Below are 22,083 nucleotides of genomic sequence, written 5' to 3' on the forward strand. Positions count from 1 at the left end.
GTAAATCATATATAATTACTTATTATAATAATAAAATTCACGAAAAAACTAGGCACCCATTTCCCAATTTTATAGGGAATGAATAACCTAGTTTTTAAATTACTTTTGTTAAATATTAGTATTGATAAGTATTCATACATTTTATTTTGATAGTGATTTGTATGCCATACCGTTTATACGCGTTTGTCGTCTGCCCACCATAAAGCTTTATCAGGATTTTTTGTATAATATTCATATTCTTCATCACTTTGAACATTTGGATATGAACCTTTCAGTGATTTACCTGCTGTACTTACATGTAACAATGAAATAACAATAATTCCTATGACACTCATTGCTGCTAAGTAATAAGCCGGTGAAAGTGGATCTCCTGTTTTAGCAACTAATGTAGATGCAATTAACGGTGTTGTGCCACCAAATAATGATACTGACACATTGAATGTTACTGCTAATGTTCTATAACGGATATGTGTATAAAACATCGTTGGTAACGAACCTGGCATCGTCGCTTCATAAGTAGATAAGAAAAATCCTAACGTAAATATACCCACAACTATTAAAACCAACGAGCCTGATTGGAATAACGCAAATGCCACTGTACTAAAGATAGCTGTACCACAAAGCCCTATTAAAAAGACTTTTTTCTCTCCGATACGATCTGCAACTCTACCAAACATTAATGCCAATGGAATCATTACTGCCATGACAATCGTTATAAGTACAGAAACCGTTGCGCTATCTAATTTAATTATTTGTTGTAAATAAGATGGCATATATGAAGTCACCATATAATTCGTACAATTAAAGAATGCTACAGCTACAAAACATACAATAATATCTTTGTAATAATATCGAACAATTGTGAAAAAGCCGATGTTATCTCGTTTTGGTTGTGTAGCTATTTCATTTTCAAACACTGGTGATTCCTCTAATTTTCTTCTTAAATAAAAACCAAATATGCCTAAGAATAGACCCAAAATAAATGGTATTCTCCATCCCCATGTAGCCATTTGTTCCTCATTTAAAAAGAAAAATAGTAAGCCGCTGATTACTGATGCAGCGATATAACCTGATAATGTACCAATTTCCAAACCTGAACTTAGACCATTTCTAGATTTATCTGGTGAGGATTCAGCAACATAAACCATCGCGCCTGCATACTCTCCACCGGTTGAAAAACCTTGAAGTACTCTACCTAATAATAGTAAAATTGGCGCCCATACACCTATTTGATCGTATGTAGGTAATAAACCAATTAACAAAGTAGAAAATGCCATCATGATAATGGTTGTCGTTAAAACGACTTTCCTTCCAAATTTATCACCAATAATACCAAAAATAATGCCACCTACTGGTCTTAATAAAAATGCAATTGCAAATGTTGCAAATGTAAATATCGTTTTCAGCTGGTCATTTTCTACCGAACTAAAAAGTTTTGCCCTAATATAACTGCTAAATAAGAATAAAGCCCAAAGTCGAACCATTCCATTGCATTACCAATACCGGTTGCAAATACAGTTTTTTTCGCAGTCCTAGGGTTCACCTTATTGATATTACGTTTATCAAAATCTTGTTCATAATCCACGATTTAAGTCACTCCCTTAACATGTTTACTTATTATACTGAGTTCGGAGTGTATGTCAAACTGATTCAAATTTTTTAATTTTCGTTTTTTAATTTTTATACAAAAAATGTATTTAATTTTAAATATGAAGAAACTCATTTTTCTTTTAAATTCATTATCTAATTACGGACAATTTTCATTGATTACCAACCTATTTTTTTCAAAATAGTAACTTTAACTTTATTGTGATTATTTTTCACAACTAATTTATGTTTACTTTCAAGATCAAATTGAAGAAATTCATATATATCAACTGGTTCAACATAATTAATTTTATAACTTTTCCAATTCAATTCATTGTATATCAATGCAAGTTGCACAATCATTTGTCCCGGTACAATCTGACGATGCAAAGGATTTTCATCTTTGACAAGACGCAAATATTGCTCTACATCGTTGGGTAATATCTGTATCATTTTACACCTTCTCTAAAAACGTTTGCATAATATATATACAATTAGTCCTATTTTTATTTATTTTCATTTCAAAGCTATATTTAATAAATTGACGAATTTTTTTCTGTTCAATCAATGTCAATTGTACTTGATATATAACATCAATTTTTAATGGATGATATTGTTCAATTTCTGTTGACTTTAATAGTAAATTACTAGAAATAAAAGGTTTGAACAATTCAAATTCAGGCCATAGACTCGCACAATAAAGCGGAGAAACATCAGTACTATTCGATTGTTCAAACAATTGATTATAAGCTTCTACATCTTTTTTATGGAATACCATTTCTTGTTGTTCATGTCCATCTTTCAAATAATGTGGCATTGCCCATACCTCCTCCAATACCCATGGTTGCGATTGTTCTATACTTATGCTCCATATAAAACAACCTTGTAACAAGTGCAGCACCACTTGCACCATAAGGGTGTCCAATAGCTATAGCGCCACCGTAAATATTTAATTTCTCTGCTGGTATGTTTAATGCTTGTTGACTTGCTAAAACTTGAGATGCAAATGCTTCATTTAACTCTACAGCATCGACATCATTTAAAGACAGTTGCTGTTTTGCTAATACCTTTTCAATAGCAGGCACAGGACCAATGCCAAGTATATTAGGATCTACACCTACGGTTACTTGATCAATGAATGATAATCCACTTTGTATGCCATATGCTTGAGCAACTGATTTTTCCATGACAAGTAGTAATACAGCACCATCATTTTTCATACAACAATTGCCAGCAGTGATGCTTCCATTTGGTAATAATGGCTTTAATCGCCCTAACGTTTGTTGCGTTAATTTAGTTTTAATACTTTCATCTTGTTCAAATATTTCTCCCTTAATCGTCAATGGCGTTATTTCTTGGGTAATATTATGATGTTGATAAGCATCAAGCGTTTTTTGATGGCTGTGCCATGCGAATTCATCTTGGTCAAATCTTGATATACCATATCTTTCAGCAACATTTTCAGCTGCTTGTATCATAGATGGATCTTGGTCATCAGGTGCAAACGAAGCTCTTTCATAAAATTCTGGTAAATGCGTATCATATACAGATTGCGGTCGTTTAATTTTCCATGGTGCTCTACTTGTACTTTCCACACCACCCGCGATATATATTGATCCAGCACCTGCTTGTATCATGCGACAAGCTTGGTTTACAGCTTCTAACCCTGAGCCACATTGACGATCAATCGTCACACCTGGCACTTGTTGATTAAATCCAGCTTCTAAAAGTGCTTTACGTGCAATATTACCACCATTTCCTACAACATTACCTAAAATTACGTCATCTATATTACTAACTATTGCTGCATAGTTATGTTTAAAATAATTGAATAATGGTTGTAATAATAATTCAGGTTCTAAATGGCGTAATTTCCCACCATATTTACCAAATGCAGTTCGTTTTGCTGCTACAATTACCGCTTCATTCATTTATAATTCTCCTTTTAAATAGCATTGCTTCATACGTTCTCGCGCAATTTTTCCACTCGAGGTATAGATCATATGTTTTACTTTAACTAATTTCGATGGTATTTGATAACGCGCTACATGATGTTTCATTATCGTTCTAAAATAGTTATAACTAACTATACGATCACTTGTATAAAGTAATATGGCAATTTCTCCAAATCTAGAATGTTTTTTACTGATAACGACTACTTCATTGAATAAATCAATATATTTTGCATTCTGTTCAATTTCGAAAGGATAAACATTACGTCCACCAATAATCATGCGGTCATGTTTTCTACCATGTAAAAATAAATGTCCCTGCGCATCACATGAAGCAAAATCCCCTGTTTCAATCCACCTATCCTTGCAGATATCTTCATCGACATAACCACTAAATGACATATCACTTCGTATTTTTAATAAACCTATCCCTGATTCGTCTGACTGTTCAATATTTACGTGCACGTTGTGAAACAATTTACCAACAGATTCTGGTGGCGCACTATTATTGAAGTTATAACTAATAAAGCTAGCCTCTGACGTCCCGAAGAATTCAATCAAATCACTTTCGGGAAAACATTGTTGAATACGTTGACGAACGTGTAAGGCAAGTTTATCTCCAGTACTTAAAATATAATGCTTTCCTTCTATTAAAATTCGAGTTGAAACGCATGCTTGTATCATTGTTGGCACCATAAAGCACGCTATGTTTACTTTATGGTGTTGGATTGTTTGCATTAACCGCTTTGCTTCAAAATATTGCTGTCCTATAAATGTTCTACCTGTATACAAAGCATAAATGCATGCATATAATGACAAAGAATGTGACATCGGACCTGGAGCAACGATTGTATTTATGGTCCTGTCAAATAATTGATCATTTTTTGAAAAAGACTTAATCCAAGATAATGCACCTCTATAATATGCTTTAGGTAACCCTGTTGTTCCAGATGTAAAAGCGATATGCAGCAAATCCCCATCGTTCTTGAATTTATCCTTTTTGACCACATTATGTATACTTAAATCATCTTCTTCTATTAGATATTGAACACCATATTTTTCGACTAAATTAAAGGTTTGCGCGCTCGACCATCTATCATCGAAAATACACGGTACACATTCATTTTTTAACAATGCTAAATATAAAATCATTGTCTTTTGTGGATGTCGTGTTACCACTCCTACAAAACTATGTTTAGGTATATTAGAAAACAAGCCGCTTTTAATGTTCAATTCTTTGATTAATTCACTATAAGTTAAATCTTGTTTATCAAAGCTCAAAGCAACTAGATGCGGTTGTTGTTTTGCGTGATTTTCTATTTCTTCTAAAATTTTCAAATTCCAGCCCCCTTTGTTAACTTTTATACAAAATATATTAACATTTAAAGTATAAAATAATGTAATGAAAACATTTGGTTTCTAATACCATAAACATCCCATGTTTTTAACTTAAATTGAGCAATTTTGAATTCCAATTCCTAAAAAAACAAAAAAATGAGCGATTCGTGGTAAATCGTCCCATTTTTAATATGATTTAATATATTTATTATTAAACAAATTTGTATACTGAATATTTTTATTTTGATTAATAATATCGTTAGTATTTACATTGATAAACTTTAAATTTCATCACTATTGATACAAAATTTTAGTATAAATTCACTTTTCATAAGAATCCAGCAGTATTTATTCCACTTAAACCACTACTTCATTCCATTAAAACTTATCATCTATTCGACAAACGGACATAAATTTCTTACAATAGTCAGAAATTTACAAGTGAGCAACAACAACTCGAATTTTGTAAATCATACGCCCTGATAAACATGCACGGCTAAAATCGCAAAATTTCAACCGTAAAAAAGAGAGCTAATCCATTTGGAATTAGCTCTCTTTTTATGAGAATGAGATGCATTTTTTAACATATAACATACTCAACGACAATATATTTTATTGTAATACACTATTCTAAATTAGCATGATTACTTTGCATCGTTTCTTCATCGACTTTAAGTTCGTTCATTAAATCTAATACTAGACTATCTAAAAAGACTTGCGCTGCTTGTTCAAACAAACTACCTAAAGGTTGTGCGGATCCTTCTGCATCATATTTTGTACCTGCAGGAAGTTCTATAACCGTATTAGCCAATGCACCAATTGCCGAATTCGGATTCGTTGATAATAACACGACTTCTGCATCGACAGATTTTGCTTTTTCAACTAATAATCTCAAATGTTCCGTTGAACCTGAACCTGAAATGACAATAAATAAATCATCTTCAGTAATTGAAGGTGTTGTTGATTCACCAACAACATAAGCAAATTTTCCAAGTTGATTTAAACGCATAGCAAAACTATTTGCTACAAATCCAGAACGTCCTTTACCCGCTACAAAAACATGATTTGCTTTAGTCACTTGTGATAAAAAAGCTTGTGTTTCACTATCTTTAACATGAGATAACGTATGATCTAACTCGTCTAAAATCAAACGATAATTTGTAATTTCACTCATCTTATCTACCTTCAATCGCGTCTCTACATTGTTTTGCTGCTTCAACTGGATCATCCGCGTTAGCAATACCACCGCCAACTACAACTAAATCAGGTTCCTCAGCTACGACTTCTTTAATTGTATCTGGTTTAATACCACCAATTACAGCAACTTTAGATTGGTTAATTACTGATTTAACTTGTCTTAAACTTTCTAATGGAGATTCACCTTCTGCTTGTAAATCATAACCAGTATGAACAGCGATATAATCTGCACCTAATTCGTCTAATTCTTTAGCACGTTTTTGTAAGTCTTGTACTGCAATCATATCTACAAGTAATTCTTTATTATTTTTATGTGCTTCGTCTACTGCAGCTTTAATAGAAGCATCTTCTGCGACACCTAAAATTGTTACTACATCTGCACCAAATTTAACAGCTTGGCTTACTTCATAATCTGCTGCATCCATAATTTTTAAATCTGCAAGTACTTTCACACCATCTATATTATTATCTAAATGTTGTACAGCCGGTAAACCTTCATTTATCACAATAGGTGTACCAATCTCTACAATATCAACATAGTCTTTAACTTTATTTGCAAGTTCTGCCGCTTCCTCTTTATTTAATAAATCAATTGCTAGTTGTAATTCCAAAATGATCATCCCTTCTTGATTTAATGATAGGCATGGAAATCATGACCTAACTTACTTTATTTAAAAACTTACGCATAAACTATTTACCCTTACAATGATGATTTAAACTGAGAGATTATAAGCGTGGTGCTGCAGCGTCATCAACGTAAATTTCGACATCTGGATGTGCGAGCAATATCGTAGCTGGCACTTGTTTATTTACTTCATGCTTAGCTAATTGTTCAATTGCCGCTCTCTTTTTCTCTCCAAATGCTAACAAAATGATTCTTTTCGCTTTTAAAATTGAAGCCAAACCCATAGACACAGCTTGTTTAGGTACTTCACTTTCATTGTCAAAATAACGACTATTGGCATTGATTGTACTAGCTGTTAAATCTACAACTTGAGTTTTGCTATTCATATCAGTACCTGGCTCATTAAAGCCGATATGACCATTTTCACCTATACCTAATATTTGTATATCCAGTGGCCCTTTTTGATTGATTAAATCTTCGTATCTTTTCGTTTCTGCCATTAAGTCATCTGCAGCTCCATCTGGAATGTGTATTAAAGATTTCGTGAAATGTGGATAACGATTAAATAGAATATCATTCATATATCGATGATAACTTTGTTCATGTGTCGCTGATAAGCCGACATATTCATCCAAGTTAAATGTTTCTATTTCAGATACATCTAGTTGATTCTTTTGCAGTAAACTAACTAGAAATTCATAAACTTCGACCATTGTCCCACCAGTAGCTAGCCCTAACTTACTATGTGGTTGTTGACTCATTTGTTTAAACAATTCACATGCAACATAAAATGAAGCATATTCACTAGAACCTAAATTTGTAACTTTCATATTATTGCCCTCCCCAATATGTTGAATTTGTTATTTGTTATAAACAAAATTTGATGATACTTCTATTATACGTTCTTTTGATATTTTTTACAGAAAATAGATATTTAATAAATTGCAAATATTATATAAAATGACTAAAGGTGTAATGAGCAGACTAATACATTTTCATCGCTGTTTTTAGTAAAATAAATAGATAATCAAATTTTATGTATAAATCTAAGTTGAAATTCACTTTTCAGGTAGAAAATGTTTCAAAGTCAGTTTACACTAAAGATTAGACTAATTATTTTTATTAACACTTGTATAGTACAATTTATTTCATAAAAGTATAGGGTTTTGGAATCAAGGAGGCAAAAGTTTGGAACCAATAATAGATGAAAAAGTACAAACATTACTTTCTTCATATGAAGATAAACCCGTGTATTTACATGTAGAGACAACGAATGGTGCATATGCTGCACATTTTGATCAACGTGTATTTAACGCGGGCACTTTTTTAAGAAATATTCAAGTCACTTTTGAGCATGCACAGCTTAAAGGTGGCAATAAAGATCCATATCGCGTAGGTTTGAAACTCAAAGATGGCGGTTGGGTCTATGTTCAAGGTTTAACACACTACGAAATAAATGAACATGGTGAGTTTCTATTAGCTGGTTTTAATTATGAAGGTCAATTAGCAGCTGCTTTAGAAATAAGCACTCAATCATTTAAAGCATAAGGAGGATAAATCATGACAGAGGAAAGCCATGTATTAGTTATATTTCCACATCCAGATGATGAATCATTCTCATCTGCAGGTACATTGGCGCGTTATATAGATAATGGTGTACCAGTCACATACGCTTGTTTAACATTAGGTCAAATGGGACGTAATTTAGGCAATCCACCATTTGCCACTCGTGAATCTTTGCCGGACATTCGTGAAAAAGAATTAGAAGCTGCGATGGCAGCCATTGGTATAACTGATTTGCGCAAAATGGGATTGCGTGATAAAACTGTAGAATTTGAACCTCACGACGAAATGGATGAGATGGTGCAATCATTAATTGATGAATTAAACCCATCCGTCATCATATCGTTCTATCCTCAATTTGCAGTACACCCAGACCATGAAGCTACAGCAGAAGCAGTTGTGAGAACTGTGGGACGCATGAAACCATCAGAAAGACCCCGTCTACAACTTGTTGCATTTAGCAATGACGCGCCTGAAAAATTAGGTGAACCTGACATTCTAAATGAGATCAGTGATTATAAAGAGGTAAAACTTCGCGCTTTTGAAGCACACGCATCTCAAACGGGACCATTCTTGAAACAACTTGCTACACCTGATGTTTCTGGAGAAGCGCAAAGCTTTTTAGAAGTTGAACCTTATTGGACTTATAACTTTGAATCTTAAGTGGAGGCAATATCATGACAGAATTTGATTTATCAACTCGAGAAGGTCGATGGAAGCATTTTGGTTCAGTTGATCCAATCGAAGGTACAAAACCAACCGTTAAAGAAGAAATGACAGATTTGCAAAGCACGAATAAAAACTACTTATTTGAAATTGAAGAAGTAGGCATTAAAAATCTTGTATACCCTGTATTAGTAGATCGTTTCCAAACAGCTGGAAACTTCAGTTTTTCAACTAGCCTTAATCAAGATGAAAAAGGTATAAACATGAGCCGCATTCTAGAAAGTGTTGAAAAACACTACGATAATGGCATTGAATTAGATTTTGATTCTTTATATCGACTTTTGCGTAGCTTACAAGAGCGCATGGAACAAAATGCTGCTGGTGTTGATGTTTCAGCTAAATGGTTCTTTGACCGTCACAGTCCGATCACGAATATTAAAGCAGTAGGTCATGCAGATGTGACATACGGTATGGCGATAGACAAAGAAAGTATTACACGCAAAGAAATTACACTACAAGCTGCAGTTACAACATTGTGCCCTTGTTCAAAGGAAATTAGTGAGTATTCGGCACATAACCAGCGCGGTATCATTACAGTTAAAGCTATTTTGAACAACGAAGCTATTTTAACAGACGATTACAAAGAAAAAATCTTAGATGCAATGGAAGCCAATGCAAGTTCTATACTTTATCCTATATTAAAACGACCAGATGAAAAAAGTGTCACGGAACGCGCTTATGAAAATCCGAGGTTTGTTGAAGATTTGATTCGCCTTATCGCAGCAGATTTAGTTGATTTTGATTGGATTGAAGGCTTTGATATTGAATGCAGAAACGAAGAATCTATTCACCAACATGATGCTTTTGCAAAAATAAAATATAGAAAATAGCACGCATAGCTACAAATCAATATAGCAAGTCATCAAAAATTAGGCTACTGAATTTCTAAATGATAATAGAAGTTTAGCAGCCTATTATTTTTGATTCTAACTTTGTTTTATTTTCAAAAAATTTTCCCAACAATTAAACTTTCTATAGTTACTAAATAATGTTATTTTTCTCCAAATTCATTACTTAAATTTGTAATAGTAAAATTTTAATGGTTCATTTAAAAATACCACCACTAAATATCCCCATCTGCAACTAATTATAAAATAATGTATATTAACTGTTAAATTTTATTAATGTTCTATATACAATTTTCATATTAAAATAATGACAGTAGTAGTTTATAATTAATTTTTATTTTGATGTAAGTGGTGAAATCAATAAAATGGATTATACTTTAAAAACATATCATGCGAAGCATGTCCCTATAAGTCAATTAAGCAGACCACATTTTCTGCATGTTTTTTTAATAACACAAGGAGAATTTATGGTTTTGAAAAACACTACTTTCCACCATTTTAAAGTAGGTGACGTATTTCATGTCCATGACTATGAATCCATTACACAAATCTCTTTTAACGGTAGTTTAATTTGTCTTTCACTAAATAATTTTTACTATTATCAATACTTTCAGAAACTAAATTTTGACGCTATTGAACATATATCGATTAAAAAAGAGAGACGCGTCCAATTTTTAGATATAGTTGATGCGATTCAACATCAATCTATAAGTAACTTAAACGAAGCCATTAAGCATTTGATTAAAAATATTCAATATTCTGAGTATCATAACTCGCAAAGTTCCGAAATACAATGCAGTTATAAAACAGCTTTAATTAAAGATGTGGTTCAATATGTAAACACACATTTAACTACTAAAATAACTTGCAAACAAATCGCTAATTATTTTTTTGTAAATAATAGCTTTCTATCAAGAGAATTTTCAACATTGATGAACTGTAAATTATCTCAATATATTACGTCATCTAAAATTCATGCTTCCGTATGTGATTTGCTTAACGGTGATCATTTAAATATCGTACAACAACGTTACGGTTTTCGTACTCAAAATGAATATTGCTATCTTTTCAACAATGTTATTGGTTGCCATCCTTCCGATATTCACCCCCATACAAAAAGTCGGTCAGAAATTCAACATTTAAAATTCGATTTTTATCAACAATTTCAATCTAACGCATAAAAGTAAAATATTAAAAGTGTGGTGACAACATGAATACTATTATTTATGAAGAAAAAAGAGGATTGATTAATAAAGTGGTGAAACAAAACTTGAATCTTACTATTTCCGAAGTAATCATTTTGGATAAATTACTCTATCTCAATAAAAATAAAATAAATGCTATTGAATTGAAAAAGTTATTACAAGTCCAAAATTCACCTGTTTCATCACAAATCAATCATTTTATCGAACTTAATCTTTTAAAAAAGTCTCGAGATCAAACTGATGAAAGATGTATTTATTTGCATGATATCAAGTTAGCAGAAATTAAACAGCTGATTGAACAGTATCATTTAATTGTTGATTCAATACTTCACAGTAGTGCTTAATTCATTACCAACAACATAAGAGCGCATATAAAATCAAATTAACGTTTGATTTTATATGCGCTCCAAAAACCTTTAGATTATGTACATCGTAAGATACAACTTCTATTGTAATCTTTTAATCAAAAATAACTTCACATTATTTCAAATGTTCATACGGACTATTTTTTACAAACGAAATAATTTGATCTACAAATAATCTCGAACGTAATTGAAACTCCTCATTATCCAAATAATAAGTACCATCATCCAATTTATTATAATCTGTATCATGTGTCGCAATCTGCGTTGGTACTGCGATACCGAGTAATGAACGTACAATCAAACGTAAATGAGACAATGGTTCAGAACTTACAATACCACCACTGTTGCCGATTAACCCCACTGGTTTCATTTTAAAATCATCCATCGTTAAATGATCTAATGCATTTTTTAAAATACCGGAATATGAACCATGGTAGTTTGGTGTTCCTAATACAAAGAAATCTGCATTTCGCGCTTTAGTTTGTAATAATGTTAAATTATTTTTATATACTTCACTTGGCGAAGATACGCCAGAAACATCCAATTGATGAATTGGATGTTCTGCTAAATCAAAGATTTCTACCTCAAAATATTGGTCTTCAAAATGACCTTTTAAATAATGGGCTAAGGCATTTGTATGCGAGCCCATTTTAGCACTCCCTATTATGATTAATCCTTTCATCTACACTTTCACCTCATGCTATGATTTGTTATTTTCTCTAAGTAGTTTCATTATCGCTTTACCCACACCGCTTTGTTCATTAGAATCTGTTTCATATTTTGCGATTGCTTTAACTTCTGGTGCCGCATTTTCCATAGCGACTGAATAGCCAACGCGTTCCAACATTGAAACATCATTCATATTATCACCGATTGCCATAACATTTTTCATATCAATATTTAGGCGCTCTGCAATCGTGTTTAAAGCAATACCTTTTTGTGCATCTGAATGCGTAATTTCTATATTTCCGCGTGATGAAGAAGAAACTGCCAAACTTTCTGATTTTGCTAATGTTTCACTAACTCGATCAATTTTTTCTAAATCACTATCAAAAGCTAATATTTTCATTACAATTTCACCAGGTGTATCTTGAATTTTGTCATAATTATCAACTACTTTTAACGTACCGTTATCAATACGTTTTTGAATACCACTTTTTATTTTTTCCACATCTGCTTCTTGTCCAGCACGTTGCGCAATATCAATATAAATCTCTAAGTCCCGTAATGGATTTTCAGTATAGATGCCTAAGTTCGTATACACTTGATAGAAAATATTTTCTTTATTTAATTCTTCTGTAATTCGATTTATGAGTTCTCTATTTAAATTTGAAGTGCTCATAATATTAAATGATTCATCTCTTACTTCTGCACCGTTCAAACAAATATATGGCACTTTTAAATCTGTTTGGTTGATTGGTGCATTCGCCTCATAAAATGCACGTCCTGTAGCAATTACTACTGTGATGCCTTGTGATTGTGCATATTTGATAGCTTGGATATTGTCTTCTGATATTTCATGTGCAGCGTTCAATAACGTACCATCCATATCTGTTGCAATTAAATTTATCATTGGCTTACCTCGTTTCTACTTTATCTCAATAACACCTATTTAATGACACATTTATCATTCGCCATAATTTTGTAACACATTCATATTTTACCAAAAGTTTCACTATTTGTATTATCCTCTGTTCGTATGATTTTCTTCTTTTGTCTAATGTCTTTAAAAAATGTCTTCAATAAATGGCTACATTCCTCTGCTAATACGCCTGTAGTAACTTTTGCGCGATGGTTAAATCTCGATTCTTGCAAGAGATTCATCAAGCTACCTGCACAACCACCTTTTAAGTCTTGTGCCCCATAAATCACTTCGGGAATACGACTCATGGCGATTGCGCCGGAACACATCACACAAGGCTCTAAAGTAACATAAAGTTTGCAGGATGCTAACCTCCAACTATTAAGCTGTTTGGCAGCCTTTTGAATCGCAATATGTTCAGCGTGTGCAGTAGGATCTTGGGTGGATTCTCGTAAATTGTGCGCCCGTGAAATGACTTCATTATCTTTCACGACAATGGCGCCTATTGGTACTTCTCCAATAGCACCAGCTTTTCGTGCTTCTTCTAGCGCAATTTCCATATAAAATTGGTCAGTATACATGTGTCTATCACCTCACATATGGTACAATATTTATTGTCTATTTTAACATTGGAGCGGTAAAAACATGAAAAAACAATTTATTGCTGTTGAAGGACCGATTGGTGTCGGTAAATCTTCACTAGCACATAAGCTTAGTCAAACTTTTAATTATTATGAAGAAAAAGAAATTGTAAATGAAAATCCTTTTTTATCCGATTTTTATGAAGACATTTCCAAATGGAGTTTCCAAACAGAAATGTTCTTTTTATGTAATCGTTACAAACAATTTCAAGATCTTGAAGCAATTCATACGGGCATCGTAAGTGATTACCATATTTATAAAAATAAAATATTTGCAAATAATACTTTAACACCTTCTGAATTCGATAAATTTTCTAGAATTTACGATATTTTAACTGAAGATTTGGAAATGCCAAATGTGATTATCTTTCTAGATGCAGATTTAGAAATATTGAAAAAGCGCATCGCATTACGCAATCGTAGCTTCGAACATCAGATAGAAGACGACTACTTACTTAATTTAAAACGTGATTATAATGCATATTATCGTTCATTAAAAGCAGATGGTGAAAGTGTGATTCGAATAGATACGACTGATTTAGATTTCATGAAGCAAGAAAATGATTATAATTATATTTTAAATTTAGTGCAACCATTGATTGGAGGAAAAGATGATGAATAAATACGGTATCCCTCAAGATGCTGTGATAACAATCGCTGGTACAGTCGGCGTTGGAAAATCAACATTAACGAAAGCTTTAGCACAAAGATTAAATTTCAAAACTTCTTTTGAAAATGTAGATCACAATCCTTATTTGGATAAGTTTTATAATGATTTTGAACGATGGAGCTTTCATTTGCAAATATATTTTTTAGCTGAGCGTTTCAAAGAACAAAAGCGTATGTTTGAATACGGTGGTGGTTTTATCCAAGACCGCTCAATATACGAAGATGTTGATATTTTTGCTAAGATGCATGAAGAACAAGGCACAATGAGTCCAGAAGATTTCAACACATATTCTGAACTATTTAATGCTATGGTCATGACACCTTACTTCCCAAAACCAGATGTACTTATTTATTTAGAATGTGATTATGATGAAGTGATTGATCGTATCAAACAACGTGGTCGCCAAATGGAAATTGAAACAGATCCAGAATATTGGCAAAAATTATTCAAACGTTATGAAGACTGGATTAGTGAATTCAATGCGTGTCCAGTTGTAAGGGTGAACATTAATGAATATGATTTACATGCAGATCCAGAATCCTTAAACCCTGTCATTGATAAAATCCGTCATATCATTGAAACTTATCGCAATGTAGATCAACGATAATATTTTCACTGTTTGAAAGTATTTAAAAAACAAAAATACGTACGCTATAAAACAGATTTTGTAGCGCACAATAAAGGGTCGGACAACGAAGTCATTTTAAATAAATTCATTCTGTCCCACTTCAACAAGATAACTCATTCACCTGAGTTAAAAGCCCATGCATAAGCCCCACTAACTCAATAAATTGAGAAGTGGAGTCAAGGATTACCTGAGTTGTCGCTCATGCATAAGTCCCACTAACCCAACAAGTTGGGAAGTGGGGTTAAGGATTACCTGAGCTGTTGCTCATGCATAAGTCCCACTAACCCAACAAGTTGGGAAGTGGGACTTTATTCAATATGTTTACGATATATAATCTTTTCTATCTCATCTTCATCAACATATTTACTATAATAATATTCATCTGTTTGGTCGAGATCAAATGTACTTGCTTTATCTTCATCTTCAGTTCCAATATACAATTGACCCTCTACGTCTTGATATAAATCAAAAATAGCACCACTATATCTCGCTTCTTGATATAATTCATAAAGTTCATCAACATCGTCTCTGGCTACATTTTTATAATATAACGTATGCGCAGCGTGGCGATATGTTTGTGCTTCAAAACCATGTTCTGTAGCTCGTTCATCTTCAGTGACTAACAATACCTCATTACTTACAATTTCTACCACTTTATATGTTTCCCCACGATAAGTTGCATATCTTCCATCAATCATTCAATCACCCCATATACGTTTTATACAAAAAGAGGCTGAGACATAATGGATTCGTACCAACCTCATTTCATATTGTCAGTAGATGACTGAACTGAAAATGCGCTTTAAATCAAGTTTTTTTCAATTCTAGTCATCCTTGCTAGGGTTGGACGACAAAATCTATTTAATATAATTAGATTTCTGTCCCACTCCCATATTTTGTGCATCATTTCTATTATTATAATATATCGACGACACTATTTGCAGTTTCAAAAATATAATCCGCTTGAGCAAAAGATTCTTTTAAACCAACACCAGTTAAAACTGCAACTTTCAACCCTAATTTAGCATTGATGCCAGTTTGGATATCATTCGCAGTATCCCCTATAATTGCTACATTTTCAGGTTCTACATTATATCTATAAAAAAGCGGATTCAACACTTCAGGATTTGGTTTTTCAACGGCATCCGCTTCAGTAGAAATTACAATATCGAAGTAATGGTCGAATTGTGTGTATTCCAAAAATTGCTCTACCCCTTTTTTAGAATCACTTGTCACAATACCTAATTTGTAACCTCTTTGTTTCAGCGTATCTAGTGTTTCGCTGATGCCTTCAACTAAAACATTTTCTGGCACCCTATTATCAACAAGTGTTTGACTTCTTTGTTGAGCCCAATTTGTTACATCTTGATTTGCAATTTTACAAAATGCCTCAATCATTTCATCTAATGCTCCTGACGCCATGATCGTACCTGGTTGAATTTCGCCATCTATGATACCTAAATACGCGTAACTTCCATCTATATCAGCAATCGAATCCTTATATGTTTCCATAAAGTCATCAACGAGTTGCAACCCTATTTTCATCCAACTGCGATCAAAATATATGATTGTGCCGTCTTTATCAAATAATATCCATTCCATGTTTTCAACAGCTCCTATGTTAAACAATATGTATCACTCAATTTACTACTTAATTTTAATATAAAAATCGTTCTTAAAACAAATAACTCAACTAACACACTGACTATGCACACCGTTTAAAAAACTAAAATTTAGGTTATGACGTATAGTAATACCACAAAAGAGGTGAATACATTGACGCCTAATCCTAATATTCAAATAGAAACCATTTCTTGCGACAGCGATGATTCGATTCCCAATAACTCCAGATATGCATTACTGCTATATAAAAATGTAATCAAGCAAAAAGAGAGCCCTCTAGATATTTTATCTAAGAACAATTGGTCAAATGCTTGGCGTGGTGGCATATTTCCAACACATCATTATCACAGCAATACACATGAAGTACTTATTGTTGTTTCAGGAAAGGCCACCGTACAACTAGGCGGTGAACTTGGCCCTCATGTAGATATACAACAGGGTGATGTCATTATCATACCAGCTGGTTTTGGCCATAAACTTGTTCATAGTCATCATGATTTTGCAGTAATTGGTGCTTACCCAAATGGTAATGATTATGATTTTTGTACAGGGAAACCTGATGAATGGCCACAAAATTTAGAGAACATCAAAAACATAAGTTTACCTGACACAGATCCAATATATGGCAAGGATGGCCCACTATATAAATATTGGCAATAAGTTGAAACATCGCTGCCTTAATGCTGATGGTTTTCAAACAAAAAAGAAGGAGCAAGACGCTGAAATCTTTGTTAAATTAGATTTCTGACTTGCTCCTTTTATTGTAATAACTATTGTTATCGATTTTTGAAAAAACTTAATATCTTGGTACAACTACTCTCCAGCCGTTCGGATCGTCAAGTTTACCACTTTGAATACCAACATAATTATCATATAAATTTTGAGTTACTTCTCCTGTTTCATTATTATTGATAACTATTTCAGTATCGCCGTATTTCAATTGACCAACTGGTGAAATAACCGCTGCTGTTCCAGTACCGAATACTTCAGTTAATGCACCATTATGGTGTGCTTCAATTAGCTCATCGATAGATACGCGACGTTCTTCTACCTCATAGCCTAGATTTTGCGCTAATTCAATGACTGTTTTTCGTGTAATACCTGGTAAAATACTACCATTTAATTCTGGTGTAACCACTTTGCCATTTTCTACAAAGAAGATATTCATACTGCCGACTTCTTCAACATATTTCTGCTCTACACCATCTAACCATAATACTTGATCATAGCCTTGTGCTGATGCATTTGTTTGTGCTAAAAGGCTAGCTGCATAGTTACCAGCAACTTTTGCATGACCAACACCGCCACGGACAGCACGCACATATTCATCTTCCACATAAATTTTTGTAGGATTTAAAGAGTCCCCACCGTAATATGAACCTGAAGGTGATAGAATGATTAATAATTTATATGAATATGAAGGTCGTACGCCTAAAATGCCTTCAGTAGCAAATACATAGGGTCTTATGTATAATGATTGACCTTCCCCCTCTGGCACCCAATCACGTTCGATATCTACTAATTGTTTTAAACCTTCTAACAAGGTATCTTCATCAACTTTAGGCATATCCAGACGTGCCAAAGAATTGTTAATACGTTTAAAATTTTCAGATGGTCGGAATAAATCTACCTCACCATCATGTTTGTAGGCTTTCAATCCTTCAAATACTGCTTGTCCATAATGTAATGCTTGGGCTGCTGGAGAAAGTTCAATTGGTCCATAAGGCACAATTTTCAAATCATGCCAACCTTGATCAATATCATAATCGAAACTGAGCATATAATCTGTGAAATATTCTCCAAATCCTAAATTACTTGGATCCGGTTTTTCTTTAAGGCTTTCACGCTGTATCAATTTAATTTTTTCTGACATGACTGTTTCCTCCAATGTTCTATTAATAGGTAATACATTAAATTATACCAATCAGAATAGTTTCGTTCAATAATTTTCAAAAAATTTAAAAAATAACACTATCTTTATGTTAGACTAATTAAATTTATTAAATCAAGCTTATCATTATATAAAAAAATAGTACATAAGTGGCTCTGATTAAAGTAAAAACATTCATATTTACTGATATACTTTAGAAATTCACATTTATATACCCAAATTTATTATTAGAAATTAAGCTTAAAGTTTTCATTGATCATATGTATTGAACAATGCGAAAAAAAGGCATATTTTTAGGGTTAAAACTTATCAATTGCATTAAATTGCCACAGTGCTACCGTTGACGTAAATAAGAGGAGTGACAGGCTTACGGGTGTGAAATATGTAACTCACATCCTAGACAAACATGTCCAATCAAAATTGTAAAAATTTAAATACAAAAGAACGCTAACCCACAATGGATTAGCGCTTTTATTTTGAAAAAAGATTATTATGTGTTAGTCACTGCTTCATCAATCATTGCAAAAATAATTATCTGACTTTATCTTTTCTTGAGATTTCTTTAAGCATCACTTCTGTCATTTTAGCCAAATCATATTTAGGGTTAAAGTCCCACTCTGCTCTAGCACAACTAGTGTCGATACTATTTGGCCAACTATCCGCAATTCCTTGTCTGTCTGGGTCAACTTCATAATTTAATTTAAAATCTGGGTAATGTTCTTGAATTGCCGCTTTGACCATTTCTGGTTCAATGCTCATTGCACTCAAATTATACGCATTACGATTAATTAATTTCACACCGTCTGCTTCCATTAGCTTGATAATTGCATCAACCGCATCTTCCATATACATCATATCCATAAATGTATCTTTGGCAATATAGCTTGTATACTGTCCTTCACGAACTGCTTTAAAATAGATATCTACTGCATAATCTGTTGTACCGCCACCAGGCTCTTTAATATGTGATATTAATCCAGGGAATCTAACACTTCTTGTATCTACACCAAATTTATCAAAGTAATATTGACATAATAACTCACCAGCAACCTTATTAACACCATACATAGAAGTTGGTCGTTGAATCGTAACTTGTGGTGTGTTTACTTTCGGTGTTGAAGGTCCAAATGCACCAATTGAACTTGGTGTAAAGAACTGTAAATCATATTCTCGAGCTACTTCTAAAGCATTTAAAAGACCACCCATATTTAAATCCCATGCAAATTGTGGATTTTTCTCAGCCGTTGCAGATAATAGTGCAGCCATATGCATTAAAGTATCTGGTTTAAAAGACTCAACGATTTCTGTCATTCTGTTTTTATCTGTAACATCTAAAATTTCAAATGGGCCATCAGCAATCGCTGAACCTGCTTCTGGCTCTCTAATATCTGTAGCAAGTACATTATCGTTTCCATATAACCCTCTACATTTTACTACAAGCTCCGTACCAATTTGACCTAAAGCACCTGTAATCATTATTTTTTTCATAATCAAAAACTCCCTTGTTTATTACAGAAAATGTAATGTATTTTTGTAGTGGACAAACACCTAGTATTTATAAATATTATACTATAAAAGCGCTTTTTTGTATACCACGAGTGTACATAAATCGATTTGTTATATTTTAATGATATTGTAGGCAAAAACTGAATATTGTTAAGTTTTTTATCTCAATTCACGAGAAAACTTTATCATATATTGCTTTTGACATTTCTTTATGAATTTGATATAAAACAAACAAATACATTACGTGGAGATGATGATATGTTGCATAACAATGCTTCATTATTAATACAAAGCAATTACTGTCTATAGTTTGATGCTTTGTTTAAAATTTCTTTTCACAAAGCATCTTTTGCTTTTAAGAATTATAATGTGAAAGGAATTTAAAAAATTGGAAAAACAACTTTATCCATATCAATTTAACTATATCAAAGAACGCATCGCACATTTACTTAATGCTTATAAATCTGTAAATGACTTAAATACAATTACTTCTATAAAAGAAACAACCAAAGAAGACATTTATCAACAGTTTCATCAAACAGACGATACGCTGATTGAAGCTATTGAAAAATTAATGAATATACGCATTTCTAAAGTTCAAGTAGATAAGATATTAGCAACTTTACAAACATATGTCATACCATTTGAACACCCTTCAAAGAAGCAAGTTGAAAAAACTTTTCGTAAAATTAAAAAGCTTAAATCGCCACTTATTAGTGATGAAATTCTTTTGGAAAGTACTTATATTGGATGGAACGATATCGCTTCAAACAGAAAATTCATCATCTATTATGACGAACAAGGATTACTAACTGGGTTTTATGGTGACATTGCTAACCAAACCGTTAAGGGTTATTGCGCAATTTGTAATAAGGAATCTAATGTCGCTCTATTTATGCGTAAAACGCGTACTTCTAGTGATGGACAATATACCAAAAAAGGTGACTATATTTGTTTTGACAGTATCAAATGTAACCAACAATTGTCAGACATTACACAATTTTATCAATTCGTCGATAAAATACAGTCATAAAATTTATATCTAAACTAACATGTTAGCCGTGCTAGGATATCAAGCACAAAATAAGGGGTAGTGAGACAGAAATCTAATTTTAATAATAAGATTTCGTCCTCCCACCCTTGTAGCGATGACTAAAATTGAAAAACGTAGCGCTCAAGCTCATGCATAAGTCCCACTTCTCAATTTATTGAGTTAGTGGGACTTTATTTTTTTAAATACTCAATAAAAGTACGAATTGTTTGTTCATTAACGCGATCAACATTTGTTAAAGCTGTAAAATAAATATAATAATCAAACGGTGAGCCAATGGGTAACATCTCAATTAAACCATTTAATATAAATGGATCATCTTCTAGCATCAAACTTGATACGATACTTACACCCAACCCTTCAGAAACTGTTTTAATCAATACACTTGGGTTATTCGTTCTAAACACAATTTTTAATGGCCCATTCTCATCTTCAAATGCTTTAAAATTATTATGATAAAAATTGCGATCATACAAGACAAAAGGAAACTGTTTAATCGATTCCATTTCAACCATGCTTTTTAAAGACAGTTTAGATTTTTTAGGTACAATTAGTTTAAAATCAGTAGATAAATTTAATGAATGTGGGACAATACGATGACTAAAAGTTTCATTTTCAGTTTTTCCTATAAGTCCGATGTCTATCTCATTATTTTCAATCATTTTTATAATCTCTTGTCTATCACTTTCAAATACTTCTACGTCAATATGCGCATAGTCCTTTTTAAAGTTTGATAAAGCTTTAGGTACAATTTTATTAAATAAAGTTGGTATGGTAGCTATTTTCAATGAACCTTTGATATTACTATGCAATGCTTCTACTTCAGATAATAAACCCGTCTGAGCTTCTAAAATATCTATAATCAAAGGTATAAGTCGTTTTCCAACTTCCGTCGGCAATGTCCCTTTGCGTGAACGATTAAATATTTTATATCCTAACTCTGACTCTAAATTAGCAATGGACTGACTCATTGCTGATTGGCTAATATGCATAGCTTCTGAAGCATGAACAATAGATTCTAACTCATAAATCTTTTTTACGTACGATAATTGTTCAAAATTCATTATATCCCCCTTACATTAGTA

The 22,083-nt window shown here is 32.7% G+C and carries 24 protein-coding genes and 1 pseudogene; 9 read left to right on the top strand and 16 right to left on the bottom strand.

What is annotated here, in order from left to right:
- Window positions 1-173: 173 nt before the first annotated feature.
- From FYJ81_RS08620 to nagB, 8 genes and pseudogenes are all read right to left on the bottom strand, one after another.
- Window positions 174-1,585: pseudogene (locus FYJ81_RS08620) on the bottom strand (MFS transporter).
- 182 nt (window positions 1,586-1,767) lie between these two features.
- Window positions 1,768-2,040 carry a hypothetical protein gene (locus tag FYJ81_RS08625; RefSeq protein WP_154409562.1) on the bottom strand — a complete coding sequence of 91 codons (273 nt, stop codon included), beginning with the start codon at window positions 2,038-2,040 and terminating at the stop codon, window positions 1,768-1,770.
- A 1-nt stretch (window position 2,041) separates the two neighbouring features.
- Window positions 2,042-2,404, bottom strand: coding sequence for a hypothetical protein (locus tag FYJ81_RS08630; protein WP_107504838.1), 363 nt, complete (start codon window positions 2,402-2,404; stop codon window positions 2,042-2,044).
- Window positions 2,376-3,518 carry a thiolase family protein gene (locus FYJ81_RS08635; RefSeq protein ID WP_154409563.1) on the bottom strand — a complete coding sequence of 381 codons (1,143 nt, stop codon included), beginning with the start codon at window positions 3,516-3,518 and terminating at the stop codon, window positions 2,376-2,378. The genes FYJ81_RS08630 and FYJ81_RS08635 overlap by 29 nt, the downstream gene beginning before the upstream one ends.
- The gene (locus FYJ81_RS08640; protein ID WP_154409564.1) at window positions 3,519-4,877 is read right to left on the bottom strand and encodes an AMP-binding protein; all 1,359 of its coding nucleotides are present in this window, start codon (window positions 4,875-4,877) and stop codon (window positions 3,519-3,521) included.
- Between the two features lie 625 nt (window positions 4,878-5,502).
- A complete protein-coding gene (hxlB, locus tag FYJ81_RS08645; RefSeq protein WP_107386570.1) occupies window positions 5,503-6,051 on the bottom strand; it encodes a 6-phospho-3-hexuloisomerase in 549 nt (182 codons plus the stop codon).
- Window position 6,052: 1 nt separating this feature from the next.
- Window positions 6,053-6,685, bottom strand: coding sequence for a 3-hexulose-6-phosphate synthase (gene hxlA / locus FYJ81_RS08650; protein ID WP_107386569.1), 633 nt, complete (start codon window positions 6,683-6,685; stop codon window positions 6,053-6,055).
- 115 nt (window positions 6,686-6,800) lie between these two features.
- Complete coding sequence (gene nagB / locus FYJ81_RS08655; RefSeq protein WP_154409565.1) at window positions 6,801-7,529, bottom strand: glucosamine-6-phosphate deaminase; 729 nt, start codon at window positions 7,527-7,529, stop codon at window positions 6,801-6,803.
- Window positions 7,530-7,887: 358 nt separating this feature from the next.
- Between nagB and FYJ81_RS08660 the strand changes: the two genes are divergently transcribed.
- From FYJ81_RS08660 to FYJ81_RS08680, 5 genes are all read left to right on the top strand, one after another.
- The gene (locus FYJ81_RS08660) at window positions 7,888-8,247 is read left to right on the top strand and encodes a YojF family protein (RefSeq protein WP_107386567.1); all 360 of its coding nucleotides are present in this window, start codon (window positions 7,888-7,890) and stop codon (window positions 8,245-8,247) included.
- A 12-nt stretch (window positions 8,248-8,259) separates the two neighbouring features.
- Window positions 8,260-8,925 carry a bacillithiol biosynthesis deacetylase BshB2 gene (gene bshB2, locus FYJ81_RS08665; RefSeq protein WP_019468220.1) on the top strand — a complete coding sequence of 222 codons (666 nt, stop codon included), beginning with the start codon at window positions 8,260-8,262 and terminating at the stop codon, window positions 8,923-8,925.
- 14 nt (window positions 8,926-8,939) lie between these two features.
- Complete coding sequence (folE2, locus tag FYJ81_RS08670) at window positions 8,940-9,818, top strand: GTP cyclohydrolase FolE2 (protein ID WP_107386566.1); 879 nt, start codon at window positions 8,940-8,942, stop codon at window positions 9,816-9,818.
- 485 nt (window positions 9,819-10,303) lie between these two features.
- Window positions 10,304-11,017 carry a transcriptional regulator gene (locus FYJ81_RS08675; protein ID WP_133170539.1) on the top strand — a complete coding sequence of 238 codons (714 nt, stop codon included), beginning with the start codon at window positions 10,304-10,306 and terminating at the stop codon, window positions 11,015-11,017.
- A gap of 29 nt (window positions 11,018-11,046) precedes the next feature.
- The gene (locus FYJ81_RS08680) at window positions 11,047-11,385 is read left to right on the top strand and encodes a transcriptional regulator, SarA/Rot family (RefSeq protein WP_107385811.1); all 339 of its coding nucleotides are present in this window, start codon (window positions 11,047-11,049) and stop codon (window positions 11,383-11,385) included.
- Window positions 11,386-11,521: 136 nt separating this feature from the next.
- On the opposite strand, the gene FYJ81_RS08685 is transcribed toward FYJ81_RS08680, so the two are convergent.
- The 3 genes from FYJ81_RS08685 to tadA all read right to left on the bottom strand — a co-directional run bounded on the left by FYJ81_RS08685 (window position 11,522) and on the right by tadA (window position 13,569).
- Window positions 11,522-12,088: an NADPH-dependent FMN reductase gene (locus tag FYJ81_RS08685; protein ID WP_103211207.1), complete on the bottom strand. Its 567-nt coding sequence runs from the start codon at window positions 12,086-12,088 to the stop codon at window positions 11,522-11,524.
- 18 nt (window positions 12,089-12,106) lie between these two features.
- Complete coding sequence (locus tag FYJ81_RS08690; protein ID WP_107384015.1) at window positions 12,107-12,979, bottom strand: Cof-type HAD-IIB family hydrolase; 873 nt, start codon at window positions 12,977-12,979, stop codon at window positions 12,107-12,109.
- Window positions 12,980-13,059: 80 nt separating this feature from the next.
- Window positions 13,060-13,569, bottom strand: coding sequence for a tRNA adenosine(34) deaminase TadA (tadA, locus tag FYJ81_RS08695; RefSeq protein WP_154409566.1), 510 nt, complete (start codon window positions 13,567-13,569; stop codon window positions 13,060-13,062).
- Window positions 13,570-13,633: 64 nt separating this feature from the next.
- On the opposite strand from tadA, the gene FYJ81_RS08700 reads away from it, so the two are divergent.
- Window positions 13,634-14,251: a deoxynucleoside kinase gene (locus FYJ81_RS08700; protein ID WP_107385814.1), complete on the top strand. Its 618-nt coding sequence runs from the start codon at window positions 13,634-13,636 to the stop codon at window positions 14,249-14,251.
- The gene (locus tag FYJ81_RS08705) at window positions 14,244-14,906 is read left to right on the top strand and encodes a deoxynucleoside kinase (RefSeq protein WP_107384018.1); all 663 of its coding nucleotides are present in this window, start codon (window positions 14,244-14,246) and stop codon (window positions 14,904-14,906) included. The genes FYJ81_RS08700 and FYJ81_RS08705 overlap by 8 nt, the downstream gene beginning before the upstream one ends.
- Window positions 14,907-15,235: 329 nt before the next feature.
- Here the strand turns inward: FYJ81_RS08705 and FYJ81_RS08710 are convergent, their stop codons facing one another.
- Together FYJ81_RS08710 and FYJ81_RS08715 are read right to left on the bottom strand one after the other, a co-directional pair.
- Window positions 15,236-15,625 carry a hypothetical protein gene (locus tag FYJ81_RS08710; RefSeq protein ID WP_107385815.1) on the bottom strand — a complete coding sequence of 130 codons (390 nt, stop codon included), beginning with the start codon at window positions 15,623-15,625 and terminating at the stop codon, window positions 15,236-15,238.
- A 217-nt stretch (window positions 15,626-15,842) separates the two neighbouring features.
- Window positions 15,843-16,529: an HAD family hydrolase gene (locus tag FYJ81_RS08715; protein ID WP_154409567.1), complete on the bottom strand. Its 687-nt coding sequence runs from the start codon at window positions 16,527-16,529 to the stop codon at window positions 15,843-15,845.
- A gap of 165 nt (window positions 16,530-16,694) precedes the next feature.
- Between FYJ81_RS08715 and FYJ81_RS08720 the strand changes: the two genes are divergently transcribed.
- Window positions 16,695-17,210 (top strand): cupin domain-containing protein, encoded by a 516-nt coding sequence (locus tag FYJ81_RS08720; protein WP_319016537.1) that lies wholly within the window; start codon window positions 16,695-16,697, stop codon window positions 17,208-17,210.
- 136 nt (window positions 17,211-17,346) lie between these two features.
- Here FYJ81_RS08720 and FYJ81_RS08725 read toward each other — a convergent pair whose 3' ends face one another.
- Window positions 17,347-18,423, bottom strand: a complete 1,077-nt coding sequence (locus FYJ81_RS08725; protein ID WP_107384022.1) for a branched-chain amino acid aminotransferase — start codon at window positions 18,421-18,423, stop codon at window positions 17,347-17,349.
- Window positions 18,424-18,972: 549 nt separating this feature from the next.
- The gene (locus FYJ81_RS08730) at window positions 18,973-19,929 is read right to left on the bottom strand and encodes an NAD-dependent epimerase/dehydratase family protein (RefSeq protein ID WP_107385818.1); all 957 of its coding nucleotides are present in this window, start codon (window positions 19,927-19,929) and stop codon (window positions 18,973-18,975) included.
- A 406-nt stretch (window positions 19,930-20,335) separates the two neighbouring features.
- Here FYJ81_RS08730 and fusF point away from each other — a divergent pair, with 406 nt between their 5' ends.
- A complete protein-coding gene (gene fusF / locus FYJ81_RS08735; protein WP_107385819.1) occupies window positions 20,336-20,980 on the top strand; it encodes a fusidic acid resistance EF-G-binding protein FusF in 645 nt (214 codons plus the stop codon).
- A gap of 191 nt (window positions 20,981-21,171) precedes the next feature.
- Here the strand turns inward: fusF and FYJ81_RS08740 are convergent, their stop codons facing one another.
- Window positions 21,172-22,062, bottom strand: a complete 891-nt coding sequence (locus tag FYJ81_RS08740) for a LysR family transcriptional regulator (RefSeq protein ID WP_107504830.1) — start codon at window positions 22,060-22,062, stop codon at window positions 21,172-21,174.
- Window positions 22,063-22,083: the final 21 nt, after the last annotated feature.

It is taken from the genome of Staphylococcus sp. McC-251-APC-3A2, assembly GCF_009695665.1.
Classification (GTDB): domain Bacteria; phylum Bacillota; class Bacilli; order Staphylococcales; family Staphylococcaceae; genus Staphylococcus; species Staphylococcus cohnii.